General features: G+C 59.3%; 15 protein-coding genes and 1 pseudogene. 9 read left to right on the top strand and 7 right to left on the bottom strand.

From position 1 onward, the window contains the following. Window positions 1–521 precede the first annotated feature (521 nt). A complete protein-coding gene (locus H8K11_11790) occupies window positions 522–1,787 on the top strand; it encodes a nucleotidyltransferase family protein (GenBank protein MCS6264427.1) in 1,266 nt (421 codons plus the stop codon). A gap of 118 nt (window positions 1,788–1,905) precedes the next feature. Here H8K11_11790 and H8K11_11785 read toward each other — a convergent pair whose 3' ends face one another. After that, window positions 1,906–2,361 carry a PH domain-containing protein gene (locus H8K11_11785; GenBank protein ID MCS6264426.1) on the bottom strand — a complete coding sequence of 152 codons (456 nt, stop codon included), beginning with the start codon at window positions 2,359–2,361 and terminating at the stop codon, window positions 1,906–1,908. A 269-nt stretch (window positions 2,362–2,630) separates the two neighbouring features. Here H8K11_11785 and H8K11_11780 point away from each other — a divergent pair, with 269 nt between their 5' ends. The 3 genes from H8K11_11780 to H8K11_11770 are packed head-to-tail and all read left to right on the top strand — an operon-like array spanning window position 2,631 to window position 4,305. Further along, complete coding sequence (locus H8K11_11780; GenBank protein MCS6264425.1) at window positions 2,631–3,626, top strand: NTP transferase domain-containing protein; 996 nt, start codon at window positions 2,631–2,633, stop codon at window positions 3,624–3,626. 15 nt (window positions 3,627–3,641) lie between these two features. Next, window positions 3,642–3,902: a DUF2934 domain-containing protein gene (locus H8K11_11775; GenBank protein MCS6264424.1), complete on the top strand. Its 261-nt coding sequence runs from the start codon at window positions 3,642–3,644 to the stop codon at window positions 3,900–3,902. Between the two features lie 49 nt (window positions 3,903–3,951). Further along, window positions 3,952–4,305 carry a VOC family protein gene (locus H8K11_11770; GenBank protein ID MCS6264423.1) on the top strand — a complete coding sequence of 118 codons (354 nt, stop codon included), beginning with the start codon at window positions 3,952–3,954 and terminating at the stop codon, window positions 4,303–4,305. 71 nt (window positions 4,306–4,376) lie between these two features. Here the strand turns inward: H8K11_11770 and H8K11_11765 are convergent, their stop codons facing one another. The 3 genes and pseudogenes from H8K11_11765 to H8K11_11755 form a co-directional block, all read right to left on the bottom strand. Next, window positions 4,377–4,838 carry a YbhB/YbcL family Raf kinase inhibitor-like protein gene (locus H8K11_11765; protein MCS6264422.1) on the bottom strand — a complete coding sequence of 154 codons (462 nt, stop codon included), beginning with the start codon at window positions 4,836–4,838 and terminating at the stop codon, window positions 4,377–4,379. 259 nt (window positions 4,839–5,097) lie between these two features. Then, window positions 5,098–6,032: pseudogene (locus H8K11_11760) on the bottom strand (NAD(P)-binding domain-containing protein). Next, window positions 6,026–6,253, bottom strand: a complete 228-nt coding sequence (locus tag H8K11_11755; GenBank protein MCS6264421.1) for a hypothetical protein — start codon at window positions 6,251–6,253, stop codon at window positions 6,026–6,028. The pseudogene H8K11_11760 and the gene H8K11_11755 overlap by 7 nt, the downstream one beginning before the upstream one ends. Before the next feature lie 346 nt (window positions 6,254–6,599). Here H8K11_11755 and H8K11_11750 point away from each other — a divergent pair, with 346 nt between their 5' ends. From H8K11_11750 to H8K11_11740, 3 genes are all read left to right on the top strand, one after another. Next, window positions 6,600–7,271 (top strand): hypothetical protein, encoded by a 672-nt coding sequence (locus tag H8K11_11750; protein MCS6264420.1) that lies wholly within the window; start codon window positions 6,600–6,602, stop codon window positions 7,269–7,271. Between the two features lie 289 nt (window positions 7,272–7,560). Continuing rightward, a complete protein-coding gene (locus H8K11_11745; GenBank protein ID MCS6264419.1) occupies window positions 7,561–11,814 on the top strand; it encodes a hypothetical protein in 4,254 nt (1,417 codons plus the stop codon). Window positions 11,815–11,881: 67 nt separating this feature from the next. Further along, complete coding sequence (locus tag H8K11_11740) at window positions 11,882–12,496, top strand: ABC transporter substrate-binding protein (GenBank protein MCS6264418.1); 615 nt, start codon at window positions 11,882–11,884, stop codon at window positions 12,494–12,496. Between the two features lie 174 nt (window positions 12,497–12,670). On the opposite strand, the gene H8K11_11735 is transcribed toward H8K11_11740, so the two are convergent. Both H8K11_11735 and H8K11_11730 read right to left on the bottom strand, forming a co-directional pair. After that, window positions 12,671–13,093, bottom strand: coding sequence for a hypothetical protein (locus H8K11_11735; GenBank protein MCS6264417.1), 423 nt, complete (start codon window positions 13,091–13,093; stop codon window positions 12,671–12,673). 176 nt (window positions 13,094–13,269) lie between these two features. Next, entirely contained in the window at window positions 13,270–14,151 is an 882-nt protein-coding gene (locus tag H8K11_11730) for a universal stress protein (GenBank protein MCS6264416.1), read from the bottom strand. Window positions 14,152–15,234: 1,083 nt separating this feature from the next. Here H8K11_11730 and H8K11_11725 point away from each other — a divergent pair. Beyond that, window positions 15,235–15,750: a hypothetical protein gene (locus tag H8K11_11725; protein ID MCS6264415.1), complete on the top strand. Its 516-nt coding sequence runs from the start codon at window positions 15,235–15,237 to the stop codon at window positions 15,748–15,750. Window positions 15,751–16,081: 331 nt separating this feature from the next. Next, entirely contained in the window at window positions 16,082–16,600 is a 519-nt protein-coding gene (locus H8K11_11720; protein ID MCS6264414.1) for a hypothetical protein, read from the top strand. 276 nt (window positions 16,601–16,876) lie between these two features. On the opposite strand, the gene H8K11_11715 is transcribed toward H8K11_11720, so the two are convergent. Continuing rightward, the gene (locus H8K11_11715) at window positions 16,877–18,220 is read right to left on the bottom strand and encodes an NADP-dependent malic enzyme (protein ID MCS6264413.1); all 1,344 of its coding nucleotides are present in this window, start codon (window positions 18,218–18,220) and stop codon (window positions 16,877–16,879) included. Between the last annotated feature and the right edge of the window lie 63 nt (window positions 18,221–18,283).

Raw genomic sequence — 18,283 nt, 5'->3', positions numbered from 1 at the left:
CTTAGCGATTCTGGAGAGGTGCCAAGTAAATCACAGTAGACCCAATACTCACTCCCACGAGGAGCATTAGTTATGACTGACCAACTCACCAGCAGCAACCCAGACCAATCAATGCTTGCCAGAGAAGTGAACCGACGGCACTTTCTCTCACATGTCGTCAAGCACAGTCTGATCACGGTCCCTTCCGTTGCCCTAGTCCTGAGCGGGGCCGCTATTCCTATGTCGTTCGCTCAAACCTATACGAAGGGCGATACGGCTGTAGTTGACAGCACTCAGTTCATTGTGACGGAAGGACAAATTACGGTTATTAGGCCTCCCTGTGAGCAGAGTCTCTTGGATCAGCTACTCGACAACCTGAGAAAGATTTTTGGCAGCCGTAAAGTTACCACTCAGGGTACGTGCTCTACGCTTCGAGGTTGATCTATTAGTCGCTAAAGAATACGCCCCATTGTTGCTCAACGCTGAATCAATCAGAGCTCAACCTCGGGCAGTATCCTTCGAGGGTCAAACGGAATGGCTCGATGAAAACTGTTAAGTTCCGAGAAATTGCGGACAACCCTACGGCCAGCCTATCGGGGGAAAGCGCTATCCTTCTAAACCTTGCAAGAACTCCGCTCAACGCTGAGATCTCACCCGAGACTTGTGCCTCTATCCGAGAAGATGTGAACTGGTCCGACCTTATTATTGTCTCCCACAATCACGGTGTACTGCCGCTTCTCTACAAACAACTCCACTCCCTTGGCTCAACTGTCGTGCCTCAGCATATTCTGGACTATGTGAAGGTCCGCTATTGCTCGAATGCCCTGGCAAACTTCTATCTTGCGCAGGAACTGCTCCAGCTCCTGAATCTGTTTCAGTCTAACCAGGTCGCTGCTATTCCTTACAAAGGACCGGTGCTCGCAGTTTCGGCCTATGGCAGCCTGAACCTACGCCAATTCCTCGATCTGGACATCTTGGTTGACTGGCGTGACTATGATCGTTCAAAGAAACTTCTTCTTTCAGATGGATTCCAACTTTCGGCGGATTGTGAATGGGAATCGCATTTCATAAGTTCAAGCGGTGGTTACTGTCTTGATCTCCACCAAGGACTCACCCCGCGTATCTTTCCATACTCGATTGAGTTTTCGAATCTGTGGCAACGTCGCAGTAAGATGGTACTCTGTGGTGAACTAGTCCCCACTCTTTCCGACGAGGATTCGCTTCTGATTCTCTGCGTGCAAGTGGCGAAGGACGCGTGGGAGAAGCGGTCTAGGCTAGCGAAGGTGTGTGATCTTGCTCAATTTCTTCATGAACACCCCGTGCTGAATTGGGAATGGCTCCTAACAGAGGCTACGAGAATCGGAGCGCGAGGAACTCTTTCTTTCGCTCTCACGCTCGCTCACGACCTCCTGGGAATTCCGATACCGGCAGAGATATCAGTACGGGTGGGGCATGACCGGTCGATTGCATCGCTTGTGGCACAGGTGCGAAATGAGTTTATTGTGCAATTATACGCCAGAGCGTCCGGTTCATGCCGACCGGTTTCGATATCGGAGCAAGCCCGATTTCACTCACAGCTCCGCGAACGTTTTCGAGACAAGCTTCCTTATCATCTGGAGCCGCTCCGTCGCTTCCTCGAAAGACTCTTCATCCCTAACGCCAGGGACCATAGCTTTCTTTCACTCCCCGAAGCGCTTCATTGCCTCTACGGTCTCATCAGGCCACTCCGGCTAGTGTATGATTATCTCCTTCACCCCCTCGCACAGGCTCTTCGATTGTCGCATAGGACGAATCACCAGGGAGAGTGATCGGACTGAACATCGCTAGGATATCTCTTCTATGTTCCGGATCACCTCTTGATCCACCATTCGTCCCAGCATCACATCGCCCGTCAATGCAATCTGCATCGGTCTCACCGATGAATCCTCAGGCCGATCGCCCCGCCAGCGCGGCGTGAATCCGTTGTTTCACATCCTCCGGATCAAACACTCCGGGGAAACGAATCGTCGCGTCGTCCTGCCGACCTCGAACGACCAGGGTCCCGATCCCCATCAGATCAGCCAGCGGCCCCTGCTTGATGGCGATCTCGAGGATCTCCCGATACTCGATTGATTGAATGTCGCGTCCTGTCCAGCCATTCCGCAGCACGACTCGTCGGCTTGTCACGACATACCGCCCCCACCGGCGCAATGCGGCGGCGATTCCCAACAACGTGACCGCGCCGACCAGCCAGCCACTCCATCCTGACATGCCAGACCTCACTAGGAATGCAACCCGCAGCATCATGATGCCCACGATCAGATAGAGCCAGATGAATTGACTCCAGGCCGCACCACCTTCCCAGAGGACCGGCTCTTTTTCTCCTGTGGCATTCTCATCCATGGCAGTGACCTGAGACTTTTCTCTACAGCCCGACCATCTGGTTCTGTCGCGGAGTTCCCCACACCTCCACCGGATCACAGAAACAGGAACACAGAGAGCGTTGTGCGTTCATGCGCATATACCGCCTACAAGCCTCTTCACGTTTGCTGGCCTCGCTCTTGCTTTTCACCGCCTATGAGTCGCCTTGCACTGTGCTGCAAGTTTTGGACAAGTGATTGTTACCTGAGCCCCTCCGCTCCCTGACCACTAAACTCAGTCAAAGGAACGTCATGGATCAGCAGCACCCATCCCCTTCCCGCTGGGCCATCGTCCTTGCGGGAGGCGAAGGCACCAGGATGCAGCCGCTCGTTCATCGCTGGCTCGGCTTCAACCGGCCCAAACAGTATTGCGCCTTCGTCGGCTCCCGCTCCATGTTTCAACATACCGTGGACCGCGCGGCCCTGGTGACAGCTCCGGAACACATCGTCGCCGTGGTGGGGCGTGATCATCGCGACGAAATCCTGACACAGCTACAGGGGCGAACCATCGGACAGGTCATCTACCAGCCACGCAACTGCGAAACGGCGGCAGGACTCTTTCTCCCCTTGACCTACATTCATGCCCGCGCCCCCGGGGCGACGGTCGTCATCTTTCCCTCCGACCACTTCATCCATCCGGAAGACCGTTTTCTAGCGGCCGTCTGTCGTATCGCCGAACTGGCGGAGACCATGCCCGATCGACTGGTGCTGCTGGGGGTCCGACCGGATCGACTCGAAATGGAATATGGATGGATCCTGCCCGGCGCCGCGCTTTCTTCGCCGGATGATGCGCCAGTATGCCAGGTCCATTCATTTGTCGAAAAGCCCGACCGGATCCAGGCCGTCCAGGCGTTTCGCCACGGCGCATTGTGGAACACCTTTGTGTTTGCCGCGCGAGCCGAATTGTTGTGGCAGGTGGGGACGCGTTGCTTTCCCGACGTAATGCGCCGCTTTGAACGGCTCAGTAGTGTGATCGGCCGGTCGCAGGAAACAGCGGTGCTCGACGCTATTTACGAGGACATGCCCGCGTACAATCTGTCGACGACCCTGCTCCAGCAGGCCACTGAATCCGCAGTCGTCGTTGAGTTACAGGATGTTCTCTGGAGTGATTGGGGCCAACCAGCCAGGGTTGCGGAGACCCTACGTCGAATCGGTCGCATCCCCGCATTTCCCCTCGAATGTCTCGACCGTCCCTTCGCACCGGAACCTCTCGTCGGCGTCAGCCCTGAACCGACTGTGCAACCATGATGGAAGGATGCCCCTATGCTGACCCCATCCCCGCAAGACAACAAAGGACAGAGGCGACGGACCGCCATGCGGACATCGGCAACGCCCTCGGAAGCGGCCGGTTCATCACCAGCCTCGTCGGTCTCGACCTCCCATGACCTGAACGCACTGATTACCCAGCGAGCCTATGAGCGCTATGCAGAACATGGGTACCGACACGGTTGTGCGCTGGAGGATTGGCTTGAGGCCGAGCGCGAGATCTTGAGCCAAACTCCTTCCGGTGTAACCCTCTCTTGAATTGGAACGAGGCCCCTCCTGCGAGTTCCGTGCTGAAAGGATTCCGCCAATGATTACTTCGATAGCCTTCATCGTCTATCCCGTTTCAGATATGGCACGGGCCAGAGCCTTCTATGAACATGTGCTGGGCTTGCATGTCAGCGAAAACTACCGGGACGTCTTGGTGGAGTACGACGTCATGGGCTCAACCTTTGCTATCACGACCACGGACATGGGGCGTGTTCCTGGAGCGAAAGGAGCCGTCGTCGCATTTGAGGTGTCGGATCTGGATGGGTTTGTCTACAAAATGAAAGAACGGGCCGTGTCGTTCGTCACCGAAACATTTGACACGCCGGTCTGTCGAATGGCCGTGATTGCCGACCAGGACGGCAACCACATCACGCTTCACAAGCGCCACAAGTAGGGGACCCGCATCAGCCGTTCATGCCCAGTCCCGCATCGTGACACAGCAAGCCATACGCTCGGGCACGGATGCTATCGCCCGAACCGTCCCATCAATTGAGCTTCGGCCAGCACGTGGCCCCTCATCGCCTCAACCACCTGAGCTTTGGTGGCCCGCGATTTGAGCGCCAACTCGCAATCCAACGCATACAACTTGAAGTAATACCGGTGCGGTTTCCCGGGCGGTGGACATGGCCCGCCATAGCCGATTTCCCGGCTGTCGTTCAGGCCCTGCTGCGCCCCGTTCGGCAAGGTCTCCTGAGTCGGAATCCCTTCGGCCAGGCCACAAAGATCCAACGGGATGTTGTACAAGACCCAATGCACCCATGTGCGACCCGGCGCATCGGGATCGTCGGCAATCAGCGCAAAACTTCGCGTGCCCGCGGGGGGATGGTTCCAACGCAACGGGGGCGACAGGTCATCGCCTTCACAGGTATGTTTCTTCGGAATGAGTTCCCCCTCCTTGAAAGCGCTACAGGCGAGTTCGAACGGCATCACAGACTCCTTCATGTTTCTTTGGGGATTATGACGTTGCCGCACCCGCTTGGGTCTATCAGGCTGCGGAAAACCTCGATTGTGGCGCAATACCTTATGATCAACTTGTGCGCCGTGTCGGTATCAGGATCACCCGCAGGATGCGCAAAAAGGCCATCCAGCAAGGCCGCAGCGAGCGAAGAGGCGAATCGTACTCGTGTGGTACGGTGAGCTGCAAAGCGATGCGAGAACGCCGCTGGCGGACTTTTTCCGCATCCTGCTATAACCAGATTCGCTCGGCGGTTGGTGCCTGCTCTCCCCACAAGGCGCTCACGGGCAGATCGAGAAGGGAATGCGCGCCGGGGCTCAATCCCGGTAACGCACGGGCGGCAGCCAGCATCATGTGCGCCGTGAGAACGGCTTCGTCGAAGCGGGCTTCAAAGAGAAACCGCTGATGCCCCGCGCGCCCCGGCGCACTCCGCCGCTCAAGCGCGACCCCGCGCCCTTCCTGTTCGAGCGCGGCCACACTGTCGACCGGAAATACCAGCGCCTCCTCTCCGAGGAAGAGCGGATCGGCCCGAATCGCAGCGGCCACGCGATCCGCATCGACCCCCTTCTCCAACTCAACATAGACATACCGTTGCCGCGTCCCGTTGGCCGCAACCTGTTCCGTGCACAGCGCATCCTTGACCCCGGCTACCCGGCGGGCCATCGCCGTATGATGAAGGCTCGCGGCCACCCGATGCCTCATTTCGCTCTCGCCCTCCGGAGCGAGAAGCCCGAACAGGGAGCGCATGACGGACAACGCGCCTGGATCCCATCCGGCACCCACAATGGCCGGAACATCGAAACGAGGGCGAACCGGTTGATCGCTTCCCGATGTGCTTGAAACGCCTCTCCGTGCAAGAGCGCGCATTCGATGATCGGGAGACCATGCTGGAGACAGTCGTGGGCAACCCCTTCGACCTGGTCGATCGGCACGCACAACAGCGCCGCATCCATCTCGTGCACCTGCGCCGTGTGCGACACGACCGGAATCTTGCTGAACACCTCCGGCAACGGCCGAGCGAGACTGTCGAGGCGTCGAACGATGGCCGCCAAGGCCACATCCTTGCTCGTGAGCAACAATTCTGCGCAGGCCCGTCCGACTTTTCCGAATCCCACCACCCCGATGCGGAGAGTGTTCTTTTCATTCCGACCCTTTGGGATTACCACAGTCCAACACTCACATCCTTGAAGGGAATCGTTTCCCATTGCTCGCTTTCCATGCCCAGGATTTCGATGTCGAGGTTTGACGGAATGACTCGCATTCCTTTGGGCCGGACCCAGCTATCCGACTTCAACGACTTCACGTACAGATGAGGTCTGGCTTGGGCATAATCCCGTTGATGGAAGAGCTCGAGTAGCCGCAATGCATCCGGCATGGTCCACGTCATACTGTCCTCCTCACAAGTGTCAATCACCCGTACCATGCAGTCGAGTGAGCAATCGCGATGCCTGCTGAATCTCACCTGTCCAGCTATCGGATCGACGGCCCGTTTGTTCAGCAAACTCGCCGCGATGGAGTGTCCGCGAGAGTAGCGCCGCCGATACAGGGGACTCCGGCATCCCTGCTATCGAGTTCATGCCTGTGCCCTTTCGCAGCATCATGGCAGAGCGCTTGTAGCGGATTTCCTCACCTGAACTCCAGCCGGATGCGGGACCAATCATTGCATCTGTTGTGAGGCTATCACGGTGATGAACTCGCCATCGCAAGAGGGGGGAACCGTCCGGGTGAGACGCATGGGGCCATCAGTCGTATGGGTGCTCCTGCTCGCGGGATTCTTGCTGTCAGCCGGCTGTATCGGGCCTCTGCAACAGTGGGGAGAAGAAACGACATTCCGCCCCAAGGCCACCTCCTTTGACCCGGCCACGCTGAAGCACGAGCAGGTTGCCGTCCTGAACGCGGTGGTGGGATTCGGATTGGAAGGGTTTGCCCATCAGGTCTCCCGCTCACTGTCGAGTGCCTTGGATCAGCGGCCGACTCTGATCACGGCTCTGCCGGTCCACGAAGCGTTGAACCGCATCAACCGGGGAGAGTTGGGGGAAGAGTATGCCGCTATGGTGACCGCCTATGTCAGAACCGGTATCCTTAATCGGGCGGGGCTCCAGAAAATCGGACAGGCCATTCACACCAACTATGTCTTTCAACCCAGCCTCGCCTCCTTCAACCAATCCATGTCCGGGCGCTTTTCCTTCTTTGGTCTCCGTGTCCTGCAAACCCGCGTCACCATGCTCCGCATGAGCCTGCAACTGTGGGATACCAGAACGGGCGAGATCGTCTGGGAATCCTCCGGTGAAGCCACCCTCGCGGGTGAGGACGTTCGCGAGTTCCGCATTCCCTTCGATGAAATCGCCCGCCGCTTGTGGGCCCACATGCTCGACGACCTGTTCAAGGACCTACCCGCAGAATGACTGATCGGGGCCGTGGTGCCGCCGCGGCTCGTGCACGTTTTCGCCCTCTCCCTCCCCATCCCCACCGGCCTCCTCTGTCGCGATTCGCACCAGTCGCGATGTGAGCAGTGAGGTATCCGCCCCCACCCCGGACTGTGACTCGACAACATTACGGTTCGCGGTAATGCAAATTCCTATGGACTATCATCCCTGCAGGGGACAGGCACGCGCGAAGGTATGCGACTTGCTGCTCCCTGGTTATAGCGCTCCACAAGAAGCAAGGATTTGCATCCTACGAGGTGACTGTTCCATGTCGTACGTCGGTATCAACATCGGCGCCCTCACGGTGAAGGTGGCGGCCATCCGCGGCGACGCCAGAAATGCGACGGTCGTGGCCCACCAAGGCCGTCCGCTGGAAGTCTTCACCGAAGTGCTGGCCCGACCGGACTTTGCCGACGCGGAATATTTCGGGGTCTCCGGCCAGCTCGGCCATGTCCCCGAAGTGGCGGCGATTCAGCGGGCGCTTCGCGAGGTGGAGGGCACGTTCGATGCGGTGGCCTCACTCGGCGGGGAATCGTTTCTGGTCTACTTGCTCGTCGACGGAAGACTGACCAACGTCCTGTCTCACAATAAATGTGCGGCCGGAAGCGGCGAGTTTTTCGTGCAGCAGATCAGCCGGATGGGCTTGGGCATGGAGGAAGCGGTCCGCCGGTCGTTCGACGGCAAGGTCGTGCCGCTGGCCTCACGCTGTTCAGTCCACTGCAAATCGGACATCACGCACAAGCTGAACCGCAATGAGGCCACGCCCGAAGACGTTCTGCATACGCTCCACGACAGCATGGCCAACAAAGTGATCGCGCTGCTGGAAAAAGGCGTACAGGCGCCGAAACGAGTGTTGCTGATCGGCGGCGTCACACACAACGATGCGATGCTGGCCGCGCTGCGCGCCAAGCTCCCACAGACCGAGTTTGTGGTTCTCCCCGAGAGTCCCTGGTTCGAGGCCTGGGGAACCGCCCTGCTCACCCGGGACGAACCCCACGAACGATTGCCTAAACTCGCGGCGCAGCCGGAGTTGGGCCATCTCCCGCCGCTCCATCAGTACGGCGAACGGGTGCACGTGATCGCCACGCCACCCTTGCAGGCACCACCAGACGGACCACTGGTCCTCGGCGTCGACGCCGGCTCGACGACGACCAAGGCGATTCTGCTCGATCCCATGACACACAAGGTGGTGGCATCCCATTACGGGCGCACAAAGGGAAATCCCGTCGCAGCCACCAGGGAATGCCTTCAAGCCCTCGTCGATGCGGTCGGGAACCGCCCGATCGGATTGGTCGGCACGACCGGCTCAGCCCGTGAGCTGGCCGGCGCCTATCTCGGCACCGAACATGTCTATAACGAGATTTCTGCCCATGCGGCGGGGGCGACCCATTTCGACCCGGATGTGGACACGATTTTTGAGATCGGCGGGCAGGATTCCAAATACATCTACCTGCGCAACGGCGTGCCCATCGACTATGCGATGAACAACGCCTGCTCGGCCGGCACCGGATCGTTCCTGGAAGAAAGCGCCCAGAGCGATCTCGGGATTACCGTCGCCGACATCGCCGGTCTGGCGATCGCCGCGCCCTCTCCCGTGCATTTTAAGGCGACCTGCGCCGCCTTCATCAATAGCGATATTCGGCTGGCCCAACAGAAGGGCCACCCTCGCGACAACATCGTGGCGGGCCTGGTCTATGCCATCGCCGGCAACTATCTCAACCGCGTGAAGGGCCCACGCTACGTGGGCAAGAAGGTCTTTCTGCAAGGCGGCGTCGCACTCAACCACGCCGTCGGTTATGCCTTCGCCCACAGTGTCGGCCGCGATGTGGTCATCCCGCCCAGCCCTGAATTGCTCGGAGCGCTCGGAGTCGGATTACTCGCGTTGAAGCGATCCGGCTCGCGGATGAGCCCTCCCGCCGACCTCCTCACGCTGAGCCGGCCGGAGATGCAATTGGTCGGCCGCTTCACCTGTGGGGCCTGCAAGATGTATTGCAGCATCGACCGGTTCATGGTCGCGGGACGCCGCTTTCCCTTCGGCGGCCGTTGCAGCCTCTACGAGAATGTGTGGAAACGAAAGGCCCGCACTGCCGCCGTGACAGACCTGGTCGAGACGAGAGCCGAGGTTCTCTTTCAAGTCCCGAGCCTTCCGCCTGCCGCCACACCTCAGCACGAGCGGGTCGAGCGTCAGCGCTGGGGAGTCGGACCGGCGTATGAAAGCGCAAAAGCCTTCGTGCGTGAATCCTTAGGCCACCCCACCGCCAACGCAGTGGCCAACGGCACACGCATCGGCATTCCCAGGGCGCTGACCACCCATTCCCTGTTTCCGCTCTATTCCACCTTCTTTGCGCACCTGGGCATGGAAGTGCTGCTCTCGGACGTGGACCCGCGAGGCGATCTCACGTCCAACTCAGGATTCTGCTTCCCTGCGCAGATCGCCCACGGGGCCGTGCTCGATCTCACGCGTCGAGGAGTCGAACTCATCTTCATCCCGCATGTGGTGCGCATGCCTCACCCGAATCACTGCCGGGATTCGTACCTCTGCCCGATCACCCAGGCGGAGCCCTATTTTTTGGCCAAAGCCTTTCCAGGCAGCCGGCTACTCTCGCCCGTGCTGGATTTCACCAACGGGTACGAAGGCTGCTCCGCCCTGATCGACACGGTCGTGCAGGAGTTCGGGATCACACGTGATGTGGCCGAGAACGCCTGGGTGGCGGCGGTCCATGCCCAGACTGACGCCGAACGCAGGCTCTGTGAGCTGGGACGGCAGGCGCTTGAAGCCGCCGTCTCGGCGGGCAAACCTGCCATTCTCCTGGCCGGTCACAGCTACAATGCCTTCACGCCGGAAGCCTCGCAATCAGTGAGCAAGAAACTCTCCAGCATGGGTGTGTCGGTGATCCCCGCCGACTGTCTGTTACCCGTCGGCGAAGGTCCCACGTCCTGGCACTTCGCGAACCAGATTTTAAATGCTGTGGCGATCGCCAAGCAGCATCCCAATCTGTTCCTGCTGAGCGTGAGCAACTTCAGTTGCACCATCGATGCCTTTACCCATGCCACCCTCGCCTCCGAAATGGGATCGAAACCCTATCTGATTCTGGAGATCGACGCGCACACCGCCGATGCCGGTGTCCAAACCAGGCTGGAGGCCTTCCTCGACATCATCGGCAACTACCAGGACAAGCACCATCGCCCCAGCGAGTCGTTCACCGCCTGCCGGCTGCTCCCGGAAGGCCGGATCGTCCGTTCCAACGGGGAGCAAGTACGACTGACAGACCCGCAGGTCAGGATCTATTTCCCGAACTTTTCCCCGTACCACACCCAGGCAGTCACCATGGCTTCCCGCTGGCTCGGGTTACATCCCGGACTCATCCTGCCACTGAACCGCGGGCAGCTCGACCGGGGCCTCCAATACACATCCGGCCGCGAATGTCTGCCGTTGCCGATCTGTATCGGGCAACTGCTTCAGGTCAGCGAGCAGCGTCGTCCCGAGGAGGTTGCGGGCTTCTATATGCTGCGGGGCGGAGCCCCCTGCGTGAGTGATTCCTACATGGGCTATTTGGAACGGTTCATCACCGAGCAGCGATTGGCCGACGTCTTCCTCTTCGATCCCCGTGAGGAGAATCAGTATCTCGGTTTCGACAAGGAACGCCTGACACGGGCCTTCTCTCCGGCCATCGTCATCGGAGACATCCTGGTGGAAATCGACCATGTCCTGCGTGTCGTGGGTAGTCCAGGAAGCATCGAGCACTTGAAGGAGGAGTGGCAACACTTCGTGGAGGATGCGCGGTCGGTGGAGGAATTTCATGCCACGTTGCCTGCCTTCATCGATCGCGTGGCGGCAATCCCGCGACTCAAAGATCCGTTGACCTGCCCGCGGGTCGTGGTGGCCGGCGATTTCTTCACCCGGTTCAGTTCGTTTTTCATGGACGGGGTACGCGACCGCTATGCCGAGCGAGGCATCATCCTCAAGCCGGTCGATCTGAGTGATCTGTTCCTCTACTTCACCTATGACGAGATGGCCTCCACTGCGAAGCAGTGGGGAGTGGAACCGGGCGGCTTCGCCATGGCCAAAGCCTGCACCAGAATCTTTGAGCCGGAAGGCCGACGGTACCTGCAGCAATGGGCCGGGCATCAGATGTTGCGGGGTGTGGAGGAACATTACCGCGGGCTGTTTCAGAAAACCGGCCTCCTGGTAGCAGGGCCGAACGCCGCCGCCACTGTCTTTCACAAGGGCGCCGAGCATGTGTCCCGCACGATCTGGGGCGAACTCCTGCCCACCATCGGCAAGGGACTCGATGCCGCCCGCGAAGGGTATGACGGACTGATCCTCATCGGGCCGTTCAACTGCCTCCCCTTCCGGATTTCAGAGGCCATTCTAAAACCGCTCAGTAACCAGCAGGGTATGCCCATTCTGACCTACGAGAGCGACGGCTATGCCGTTTCTCCGTCGGTGCTCAGGCAGGTCGAGGTGCACATTCAGCAGGTACTCGATCATGCGGCAACATCACATGCGATTCTGACCTAACCGGAATATGCCTATCGGGAGGTGACGCGTGCAGACGCATAGAAGAGACACCAAACGCCTCTCCGGCATCGTCAACGCGGTCTTCATCAGCCTGATCATCGGCTGGGCACCGGCCGGCAGCGGACAGGCGGCGCCGGAGCACGCCCCTCCGACCGCCGTCGTTCGCGCGACACTCGACGCGGTCTTTCACATTCTGGACGACCAACAATTGAAGGGCCCCGGCCACCTGACACAGCGTCGGCATCTCCTGGAGAACATCATCGCCGAGCGGTTCGACTACGAAGAAATGTCGAAACGGACGCTCGCCGCCCATTGGAAACCGCTCAGTCAAACCGAACGACAGGAATTCGTACAGCTGTTCAAGACGTTTCTCTCGGACCAATATGCGGCGAGGATCGAGGGCTACGCAGGCGAACGGGTGGTCTATCTCTCTGAGCGCACCGTCGACGGCTATGCCGAAGTCCGAACCAGACTGGTATCCGACAAGCTCGACTTTCCGATGGATTATCGGCTGACGAATAAGAGCGGTACCTGGTATGCCTATGACGTGATTGTCGATGGAGTGAGCCTGGTCATGAACTATCGCAGTCAATTCGGCAGGATCATCGGAGAGTCGTCGTTCCAAGAACTTTTGCGCCGACTAAAAGCGCGGAGAGTGAGCGAAGAGAAAGCGAAGACGTAAGACCGTGAGATCCAATTCGAGGATTCGCGCGAGCGAGACGGCAAACCATCCCGAGACCTCCGGGTAGGTCAATGCGACCTACTCATTCTTGCAGGGGACTCCCTTCACACAACCCCCTCGAACCGTAACCAGTGGAGTGTGGGATATGACGTATACATCCTCGCGTGTGGCAACTCAGGCCGACGGCGGACCAACCTCCTGCCTGCTAAGCCGGTTCAGATGCCGAGAGACATCGTGATACTGCGCCGGAGTCACGAGGTAACAATAGTCGAACAGCCGATCCGCGGCCTCGTCGGAAATCCCCACTTCGCGTGCCTGGAGCATCTCCATGAACCGATTCATGGCCCGATACACCGCCTCACTCTCGCCGTTGATGAGGTGCGCGCGTACCCTCGTGAGTTGTCCGAGATAGGGGGCGAACAGGTGACCGCTCGCTCCTTCCTTCGCCTGTTCCACGAGGACCGCCTGGACCATCGCATCAAGCCAGTCCTTCTCGATCGCAGCGACCGTACTCCATCCCCCGGCCAATAACAGGAGCACGCAGGTCAGCACGAGGCCGCGTGCCATCGTTCGCGTGATGTCATATGAGATCCGCATCTTTCCCCTCCTTCCTTGTGAGGGTTCGTCGTCGCGCCTGTCTCCTCTGGGTCATGACAATTTGTAGCCGAACTGCCGAAGCAGGGCCTTGCGGTCGGCGCTCTCGGCTTCACCTGCCACGCCCTTCGGACTCGGCTCCACATCCCGCCCCTGCTTCCTCCCCATTCGACCTCCGACTACGCCTTCACGATCAAGACCGGACAGGGTGCCAACTGCGCCACCGCCTGGGACACGCTCCCGAGCGCGGCCGCCTTGATCCCGGTCAGGCCGCGAGATCCGACCACCAGCAGGTCCGCGGCATCACGCCGGGCAGCTCGAACGATGGCCTCGGCCGGATGGCCGGCAATCACCCTGGGGCGCACCGTGATCGATGCGTCTCGCAACAGGCGTTCGCATCCGGCGATGGCCTTGCGCGCCCCGGCACGCCGTTGACGCAGGAACGCCGCCTCCATCTTACGGCTCTCATCGGGCTGAAACCGTTCGAGGACCGTTTTCTCCGCGCCCAGCGGACGCACGACGCTCACGATCGTCACCTCGCGTATCCCGGGAAGACCCGCCACGACACAGGCCGCACGCTGCGCATCCTCCGATCCATCCGTGGCCAGCATGATTCGCAACCCGCCGCCGGCCTGCGCCTTGCCGGGCACCAGCATCAAACTGCAGGGAGCATAGGAGAGGAGCCGCTGAGCGACCCCACCGATCGTGAAACCCGGGGACCGGTAGAGCCCCTGCATGCCTGAGACGACCAAGTCCGGTCGGCGCTCCTGAATGACTTGCAGAATCTCGCTGCTCGGGACGCCTTCCCGCACAATCACTTCCACGTCGGCAAAGGACTCCTCCAGGAGTCGGCGCACGCGATCAAGCAGGGCCTCAACCATCGCACTCTGCTGCTGCAGCAGCAGCTGTTGCCCGCTGACGCCGATGCTCTCAGGCACCTCCAACGGAGCCAGCACATGCACCACGGTCACCCCCGTCTGCTTCGAATGGGGAAAAGCTCGCATCCATCCGATGATCCGCTCGGAACACTCCGATTCATCGAGTGCAACCAACCATCGCATCGTTGCCCCTCAGCCCTCTGATCGCCGGCGCAAGAGCGCGCCGCCTGTGTTACGAAGCAGCATAGGATATGCCACGCACAAACCACTGCGATGGTTGAATCTCTATTTCGCCGCTGCCCTAAATTGCCACAGACGCCCGGCAGACCACTGGGGCACGAGCCCCCATTGACCTCGCCCAAAACAGCATTATCCAATAAGTGAGCGGAGGCTTCGGTGAGAGGAACAGAGACGGGAACCGAGGTCGAGCGCAGAGGTGGTGAGCAGGCCCGCAGGTGCCAAGCGGGAAGCCTGAAACCTCTCCAAGATCTCCACTGTTGCTGACAAGCTCTCTGACCCTGCCTCCGCCCTGCTTTTTACCCTTCTCAGGTTCTCAATTCCGTACCAAAATGATGAGGCGTGACGCTCTTGAGATCCGTCGTGGATCTTCGTCAAACGGCTGCACAGCGCTGAGTAGAGGGCGACCAAGGAACTGGAAGTATTCAGCAGGCGAGATAAAAAAACAGGGCCCGCCCTTGTGTGGAACACCGGGGATGCCGACTGGCCAGGAAGAGTTCGACGATCCTTCAGTCGCATTACTTGCTGATCATCCCGCGCATCGATCTTCACAAGGACCGCATCGACGGCCGTGCCTACTGGCACCGAGAAACAATGCGCGCACCATGAACCCTCTCCCGCAACCGAGGCACACGCGGTGCCCTTTGCACGTTGGCTGCACAAGGGCGAGTCAAACTCAAACGAGGCTGCCGACCTCAAGAAGCTTTGCGCCTCCTTTCCTTCACTTGTTAGGTAAGCACGGAAAAGCAGGAATCAACTGTAGCACTTCAGACTCGACCTGGCAGTCAGTGCCAGCTATCGACCCAAAGCCAAAGCACACGACTGACCGCTATCAGAGGGGGCTTACGTCGATCCATATAAGAACCCGTGATAAATGATCGATGGGCCGTCACTCATTGCACTGCCGTCGATGATGGGATATTGTCCGCAATCATTGAAGGCGTATTACGCGGATAGAACATGGCAGATCCGTTTCTTATACGGATCGGCCTAAACATAGTTAGGCAGTCATACGAGGTTCAAGACTAAATGGCACTCAGCTTCTCCGTGATCAAAACGACGATGACTCCGCTGTGGGACTTCGGGTGGTTCGACCTCACGCAGTTCAAGGTCGATGGCCCCGCTGCCGAGCGGCGGGATTGCTATCACGTGCTTGCTGAGTTCCTGCGCGACCCGATCTCGCAACGATCGTTCTGCGATCCCGGTCAATGGGGAGAGTCCATCCAGCGCCATGGCCCGTTCCTGTGCGACCGACTTGTCGTAGAGTGGTTCCGTCCGATTACCTGCGATCAGCTCAAGGAGCAAATCCGGGCCGCGCTCGACGACCCTGAGTTTACTGTTCCGCCCAATATCGAGCAGCGAGAACCAGTCGAAGGGTGGGCTGCAGCTGCCAGGGTGCGTGGCGACGATGTATTTGTGCTCGATGCTCCCGATCAGGCTGAAGCCAAAGTCGATTGGGACTTCGTGTGGTGCGTGTATCGTGAGTTCGCATCAGTCAGCCCCGACCGAGAGGAGCTCGCGATCGGAGTCATAGGGTATGACTGAAGAAGGCTGGCTAACAACCGCTGCAGCGTTGGGTCCGCTACGCGGCCCGCCGCTTAACCGAAGCGTTAACGCGACAGGGCTGAGAACCGCTTTACGGCGGTGCGATCTCGGTGCCGAACTTCAGCACTTGGCCGACACTTGCCTGATGCCATGGCAGGCGAATCACAACCTAAACCGGTTGATAACAGAATTGAAAAGCAGACATTTGCACCACCATCGATGATGGGATATTGTTCACGATCAATGACGGTGTGTTACGCGAATAGAGAATGGTAGATCCGGCTCTTATATGGATCCGCCCAAACATTGTTAGGCGGAGGAAAAAAACACCATGCCTGATCTGAAGACTGTGCAGTTCGAAGCGAATGGCAATCAGTATGAACTTGCTCTGTCATGGGACGACGAGGCGCTCATGGATGGCAAGATAAATCTTGAGCTTTTGGCGACGCAATGGCCGACTGGTGCGCCGACCATGCGTCGTGAGATGCGGGCCTCAGTGTCAGTTCAGCGAGACGACAAGGAACGGGCGATTCTCGTCGTCAAGATTGGTGAGTATGCACTGCCACCTGTGCTACTCGCCGACCTTTACGGTGACACGTGGATTGAGCACGCAATTGAGAAAGTCCCTGCCTGGGCCATTCCGGTTGACCCGATTACCGTATGTCTCGTCCGCTCTGGTGTCAGTACGACCGTTGCTCAAGTTATCGAGTGCAAGAATGAGAGCAACGACGCGTCGTGGTTTCGCGCGCGCGCCAGGGCGATCGGTCAATGCCTGAGATCCAACGTCGCGCGCATGGGAATGAAGATGGCGTTTCGTTGCGGGAGGTGCATTGCCAGAGCGGGCTTCTGAAGTATCGCCTGCCTAACATCCAAATGGAACCGACGCGCTTATCGTCTCTTGCCATCATGTGGCCGCTGCGGCTCATTTGGGTCGTTAATGCTACAGGGCTGAGGACCGCTTTATGTCGGTGCGATCTCGGCGCCGAACTTCCGCTCCTGGCCGGGAGCGACCTTTCGAGGCCCTAGCTCATCGGACGTTTTCCGTTCTATTGAATACCGATTATTACCACTCACCCCTGCGCCTAGTCCTGCATGGCCATCGCGATTCCCGCCTCCACTGCACTCATCACTCCCTCGCTGCCGGCGGCGCGACGATCAGCCCCTCTCTCAGCAAGACGCGCATCGCTTCGTGGGCGGCACGTATCTTTGATTCCGCCAGAATGTGGACCTGGTCGCGTGTCCTGGCCACCCTCGCCAGTCCCTGCTCCTGAGCCTTGGTCGCCGTCGCCACCGCCAGACGCATCGGCACCTGCCATTCGTCCATCGTCGGCAGAATGCTCTCCTCATGGATCCCGCGCTCCCTGGCGCACAGAGCCAGTTCATGGGCCGCTGCGATCGCCATCTCATCGGTGATCGCCCGCGCCCGCACGTCGAGCACGCCCCGAAAAATGCCGGGGAACACGAGAGAGTTATTCACCTGGTTGGCGAAGTCGCTGCGGCCTGTGGCCACGATCCGCGCGCCTGCGTCTTTCGCGTCCCAAGGCCAGATCTCCGGAACGGGATTGGCGCAGGCGAACACGATGGCATCGCGCGCCATGCTCTTTACCCATTCAGGTTTGATGATCCCGCCGGCCGAGAAGGCCACACAGACATCCGCTCCCTGCAAGGCCTCGGCAATGCCGCCTCGCAAACCGGCTGGATTGGTGTGCAAACACACGTTCCACTGTTCGCTGAAGGCAGGGTCCTGCTCATATTCTCGCCGGTGCGTTCCAAGGATGCCTCCCGCGTCGCAGGCCACAATACGCGAAGGATCGGCCCCGCAGACCGTGAGAAATCGATAGGTCGGCACGTTCGCCGCGCCCATGCCGATCATCGCGATCCGAACCTGTCCCATCTGTTTCCCGACCACGTGGAGCGCATTGATCAGACCTGCCAGGAGCACCGTTCCGGTTCCTTGCTGATCGTCGTGCCAGACTGGGATCGGGCAGTCGTCCTGCAGTTCGCGGAGAATCCTGAAACACTTCGGCATCGCGATATCCTCGAGGTTGATCGCGCCGAAGGACGGGGTCAGCAGCCGAACCGTTCGAATCAATTCGTCCGGATCTTTTGTGTTGAGGCAAATCGGAACCGCGTCCACCCCGCCCATATATTTAAAGAGCAGCGCCTTCCCTTCCATCACGGGAAGCCCCGCTTCAGGCCCGATGTCGCCCAGCCCCAGCACTCTGGTGCCGTCCGACACGATGGCGATCGTGTTCCCCTTGTTCGTATAGTCGTACACGAGTTCGCGATCGGCCTGGATCGCTTTGCAGGGAGCCGCCACGCCGGGCGTGTACCACACCGAAAAATCCTCCAGACTCCGGATCGCGCACTTCGGCAACGTCTGCATCTTTCCCTTGTAATACGCATGCAGCCGCAAGGCCTCTTCCGCCGGCTTCGAGGCCTTTGCCAACAACTCGGCTTTGTCCGTCATCGTTGTCCTCCATCCGACATCGAACGCATCACAGGATCGGCACCAATCAACCCGTCTCCCCTG

Source organism: Nitrospira sp., from assembly GCA_024998565.1.
Classification (GTDB): domain Bacteria; phylum Nitrospirota; class Nitrospiria; order Nitrospirales; family Nitrospiraceae; genus Nitrospira_A.
Note: the sequence above shows the minus strand (reverse complement) of the source record. Positions and strands in the feature narration are given on the sequence as shown.

Excerpts from the sequence above, each read along its gene's own strand:
- H8K11_11715 (MCS6264413.1), bottom strand. The coding sequence starts at position 18,220 with ATGACGGACAAAGCCGAGTTGTTGGCAAAGGCCTCGAAGCCGGCGGAA.
- H8K11_11720 (MCS6264414.1), top strand. The coding sequence starts at position 16,082 with ATGCCTGATCTGAAGACTGTGCAGTTCGAAGCGAATGGCAATCAGTAT.
- H8K11_11730 (MCS6264416.1), bottom strand. The coding sequence starts at position 14,151 with ATGCGATGGTTGGTTGCACTCGATGAATCGGAGTGTTCCGAGCGGATC.
- H8K11_11790 (MCS6264427.1), top strand. The coding sequence starts at position 522 with ATGAAAACTGTTAAGTTCCGAGAAATTGCGGACAACCCTACGGCCAGC.
- H8K11_11785 (MCS6264426.1), bottom strand. The coding sequence starts at position 2,361 with ATGGATGAGAATGCCACAGGAGAAAAAGAGCCGGTCCTCTGGGAAGGT.
- H8K11_11775 (MCS6264424.1), top strand. The coding sequence starts at position 3,642 with ATGCTGACCCCATCCCCGCAAGACAACAAAGGACAGAGGCGACGGACC.
- H8K11_11725 (MCS6264415.1), top strand. The coding sequence starts at position 15,235 with ATGGCACTCAGCTTCTCCGTGATCAAAACGACGATGACTCCGCTGTGG.
- H8K11_11780 (MCS6264425.1), top strand. The coding sequence starts at position 2,631 with ATGGATCAGCAGCACCCATCCCCTTCCCGCTGGGCCATCGTCCTTGCG.
- H8K11_11735 (MCS6264417.1), bottom strand. The coding sequence starts at position 13,093 with ATGCGGATCTCATATGACATCACGCGAACGATGGCACGCGGCCTCGTG.
- H8K11_11745 (MCS6264419.1), top strand. The coding sequence starts at position 7,561 with ATGTCGTACGTCGGTATCAACATCGGCGCCCTCACGGTGAAGGTGGCG.
- H8K11_11750 (MCS6264420.1), top strand. The coding sequence starts at position 6,600 with ATGGGGCCATCAGTCGTATGGGTGCTCCTGCTCGCGGGATTCTTGCTG.
- H8K11_11770 (MCS6264423.1), top strand. The coding sequence starts at position 3,952 with ATGATTACTTCGATAGCCTTCATCGTCTATCCCGTTTCAGATATGGCA.
- H8K11_11765 (MCS6264422.1), bottom strand. The coding sequence starts at position 4,838 with ATGCCGTTCGAACTCGCCTGTAGCGCTTTCAAGGAGGGGGAACTCATT.
- H8K11_11755 (MCS6264421.1), bottom strand. The coding sequence starts at position 6,253 with ATGACGTGGACCATGCCGGATGCATTGCGGCTACTCGAGCTCTTCCAT.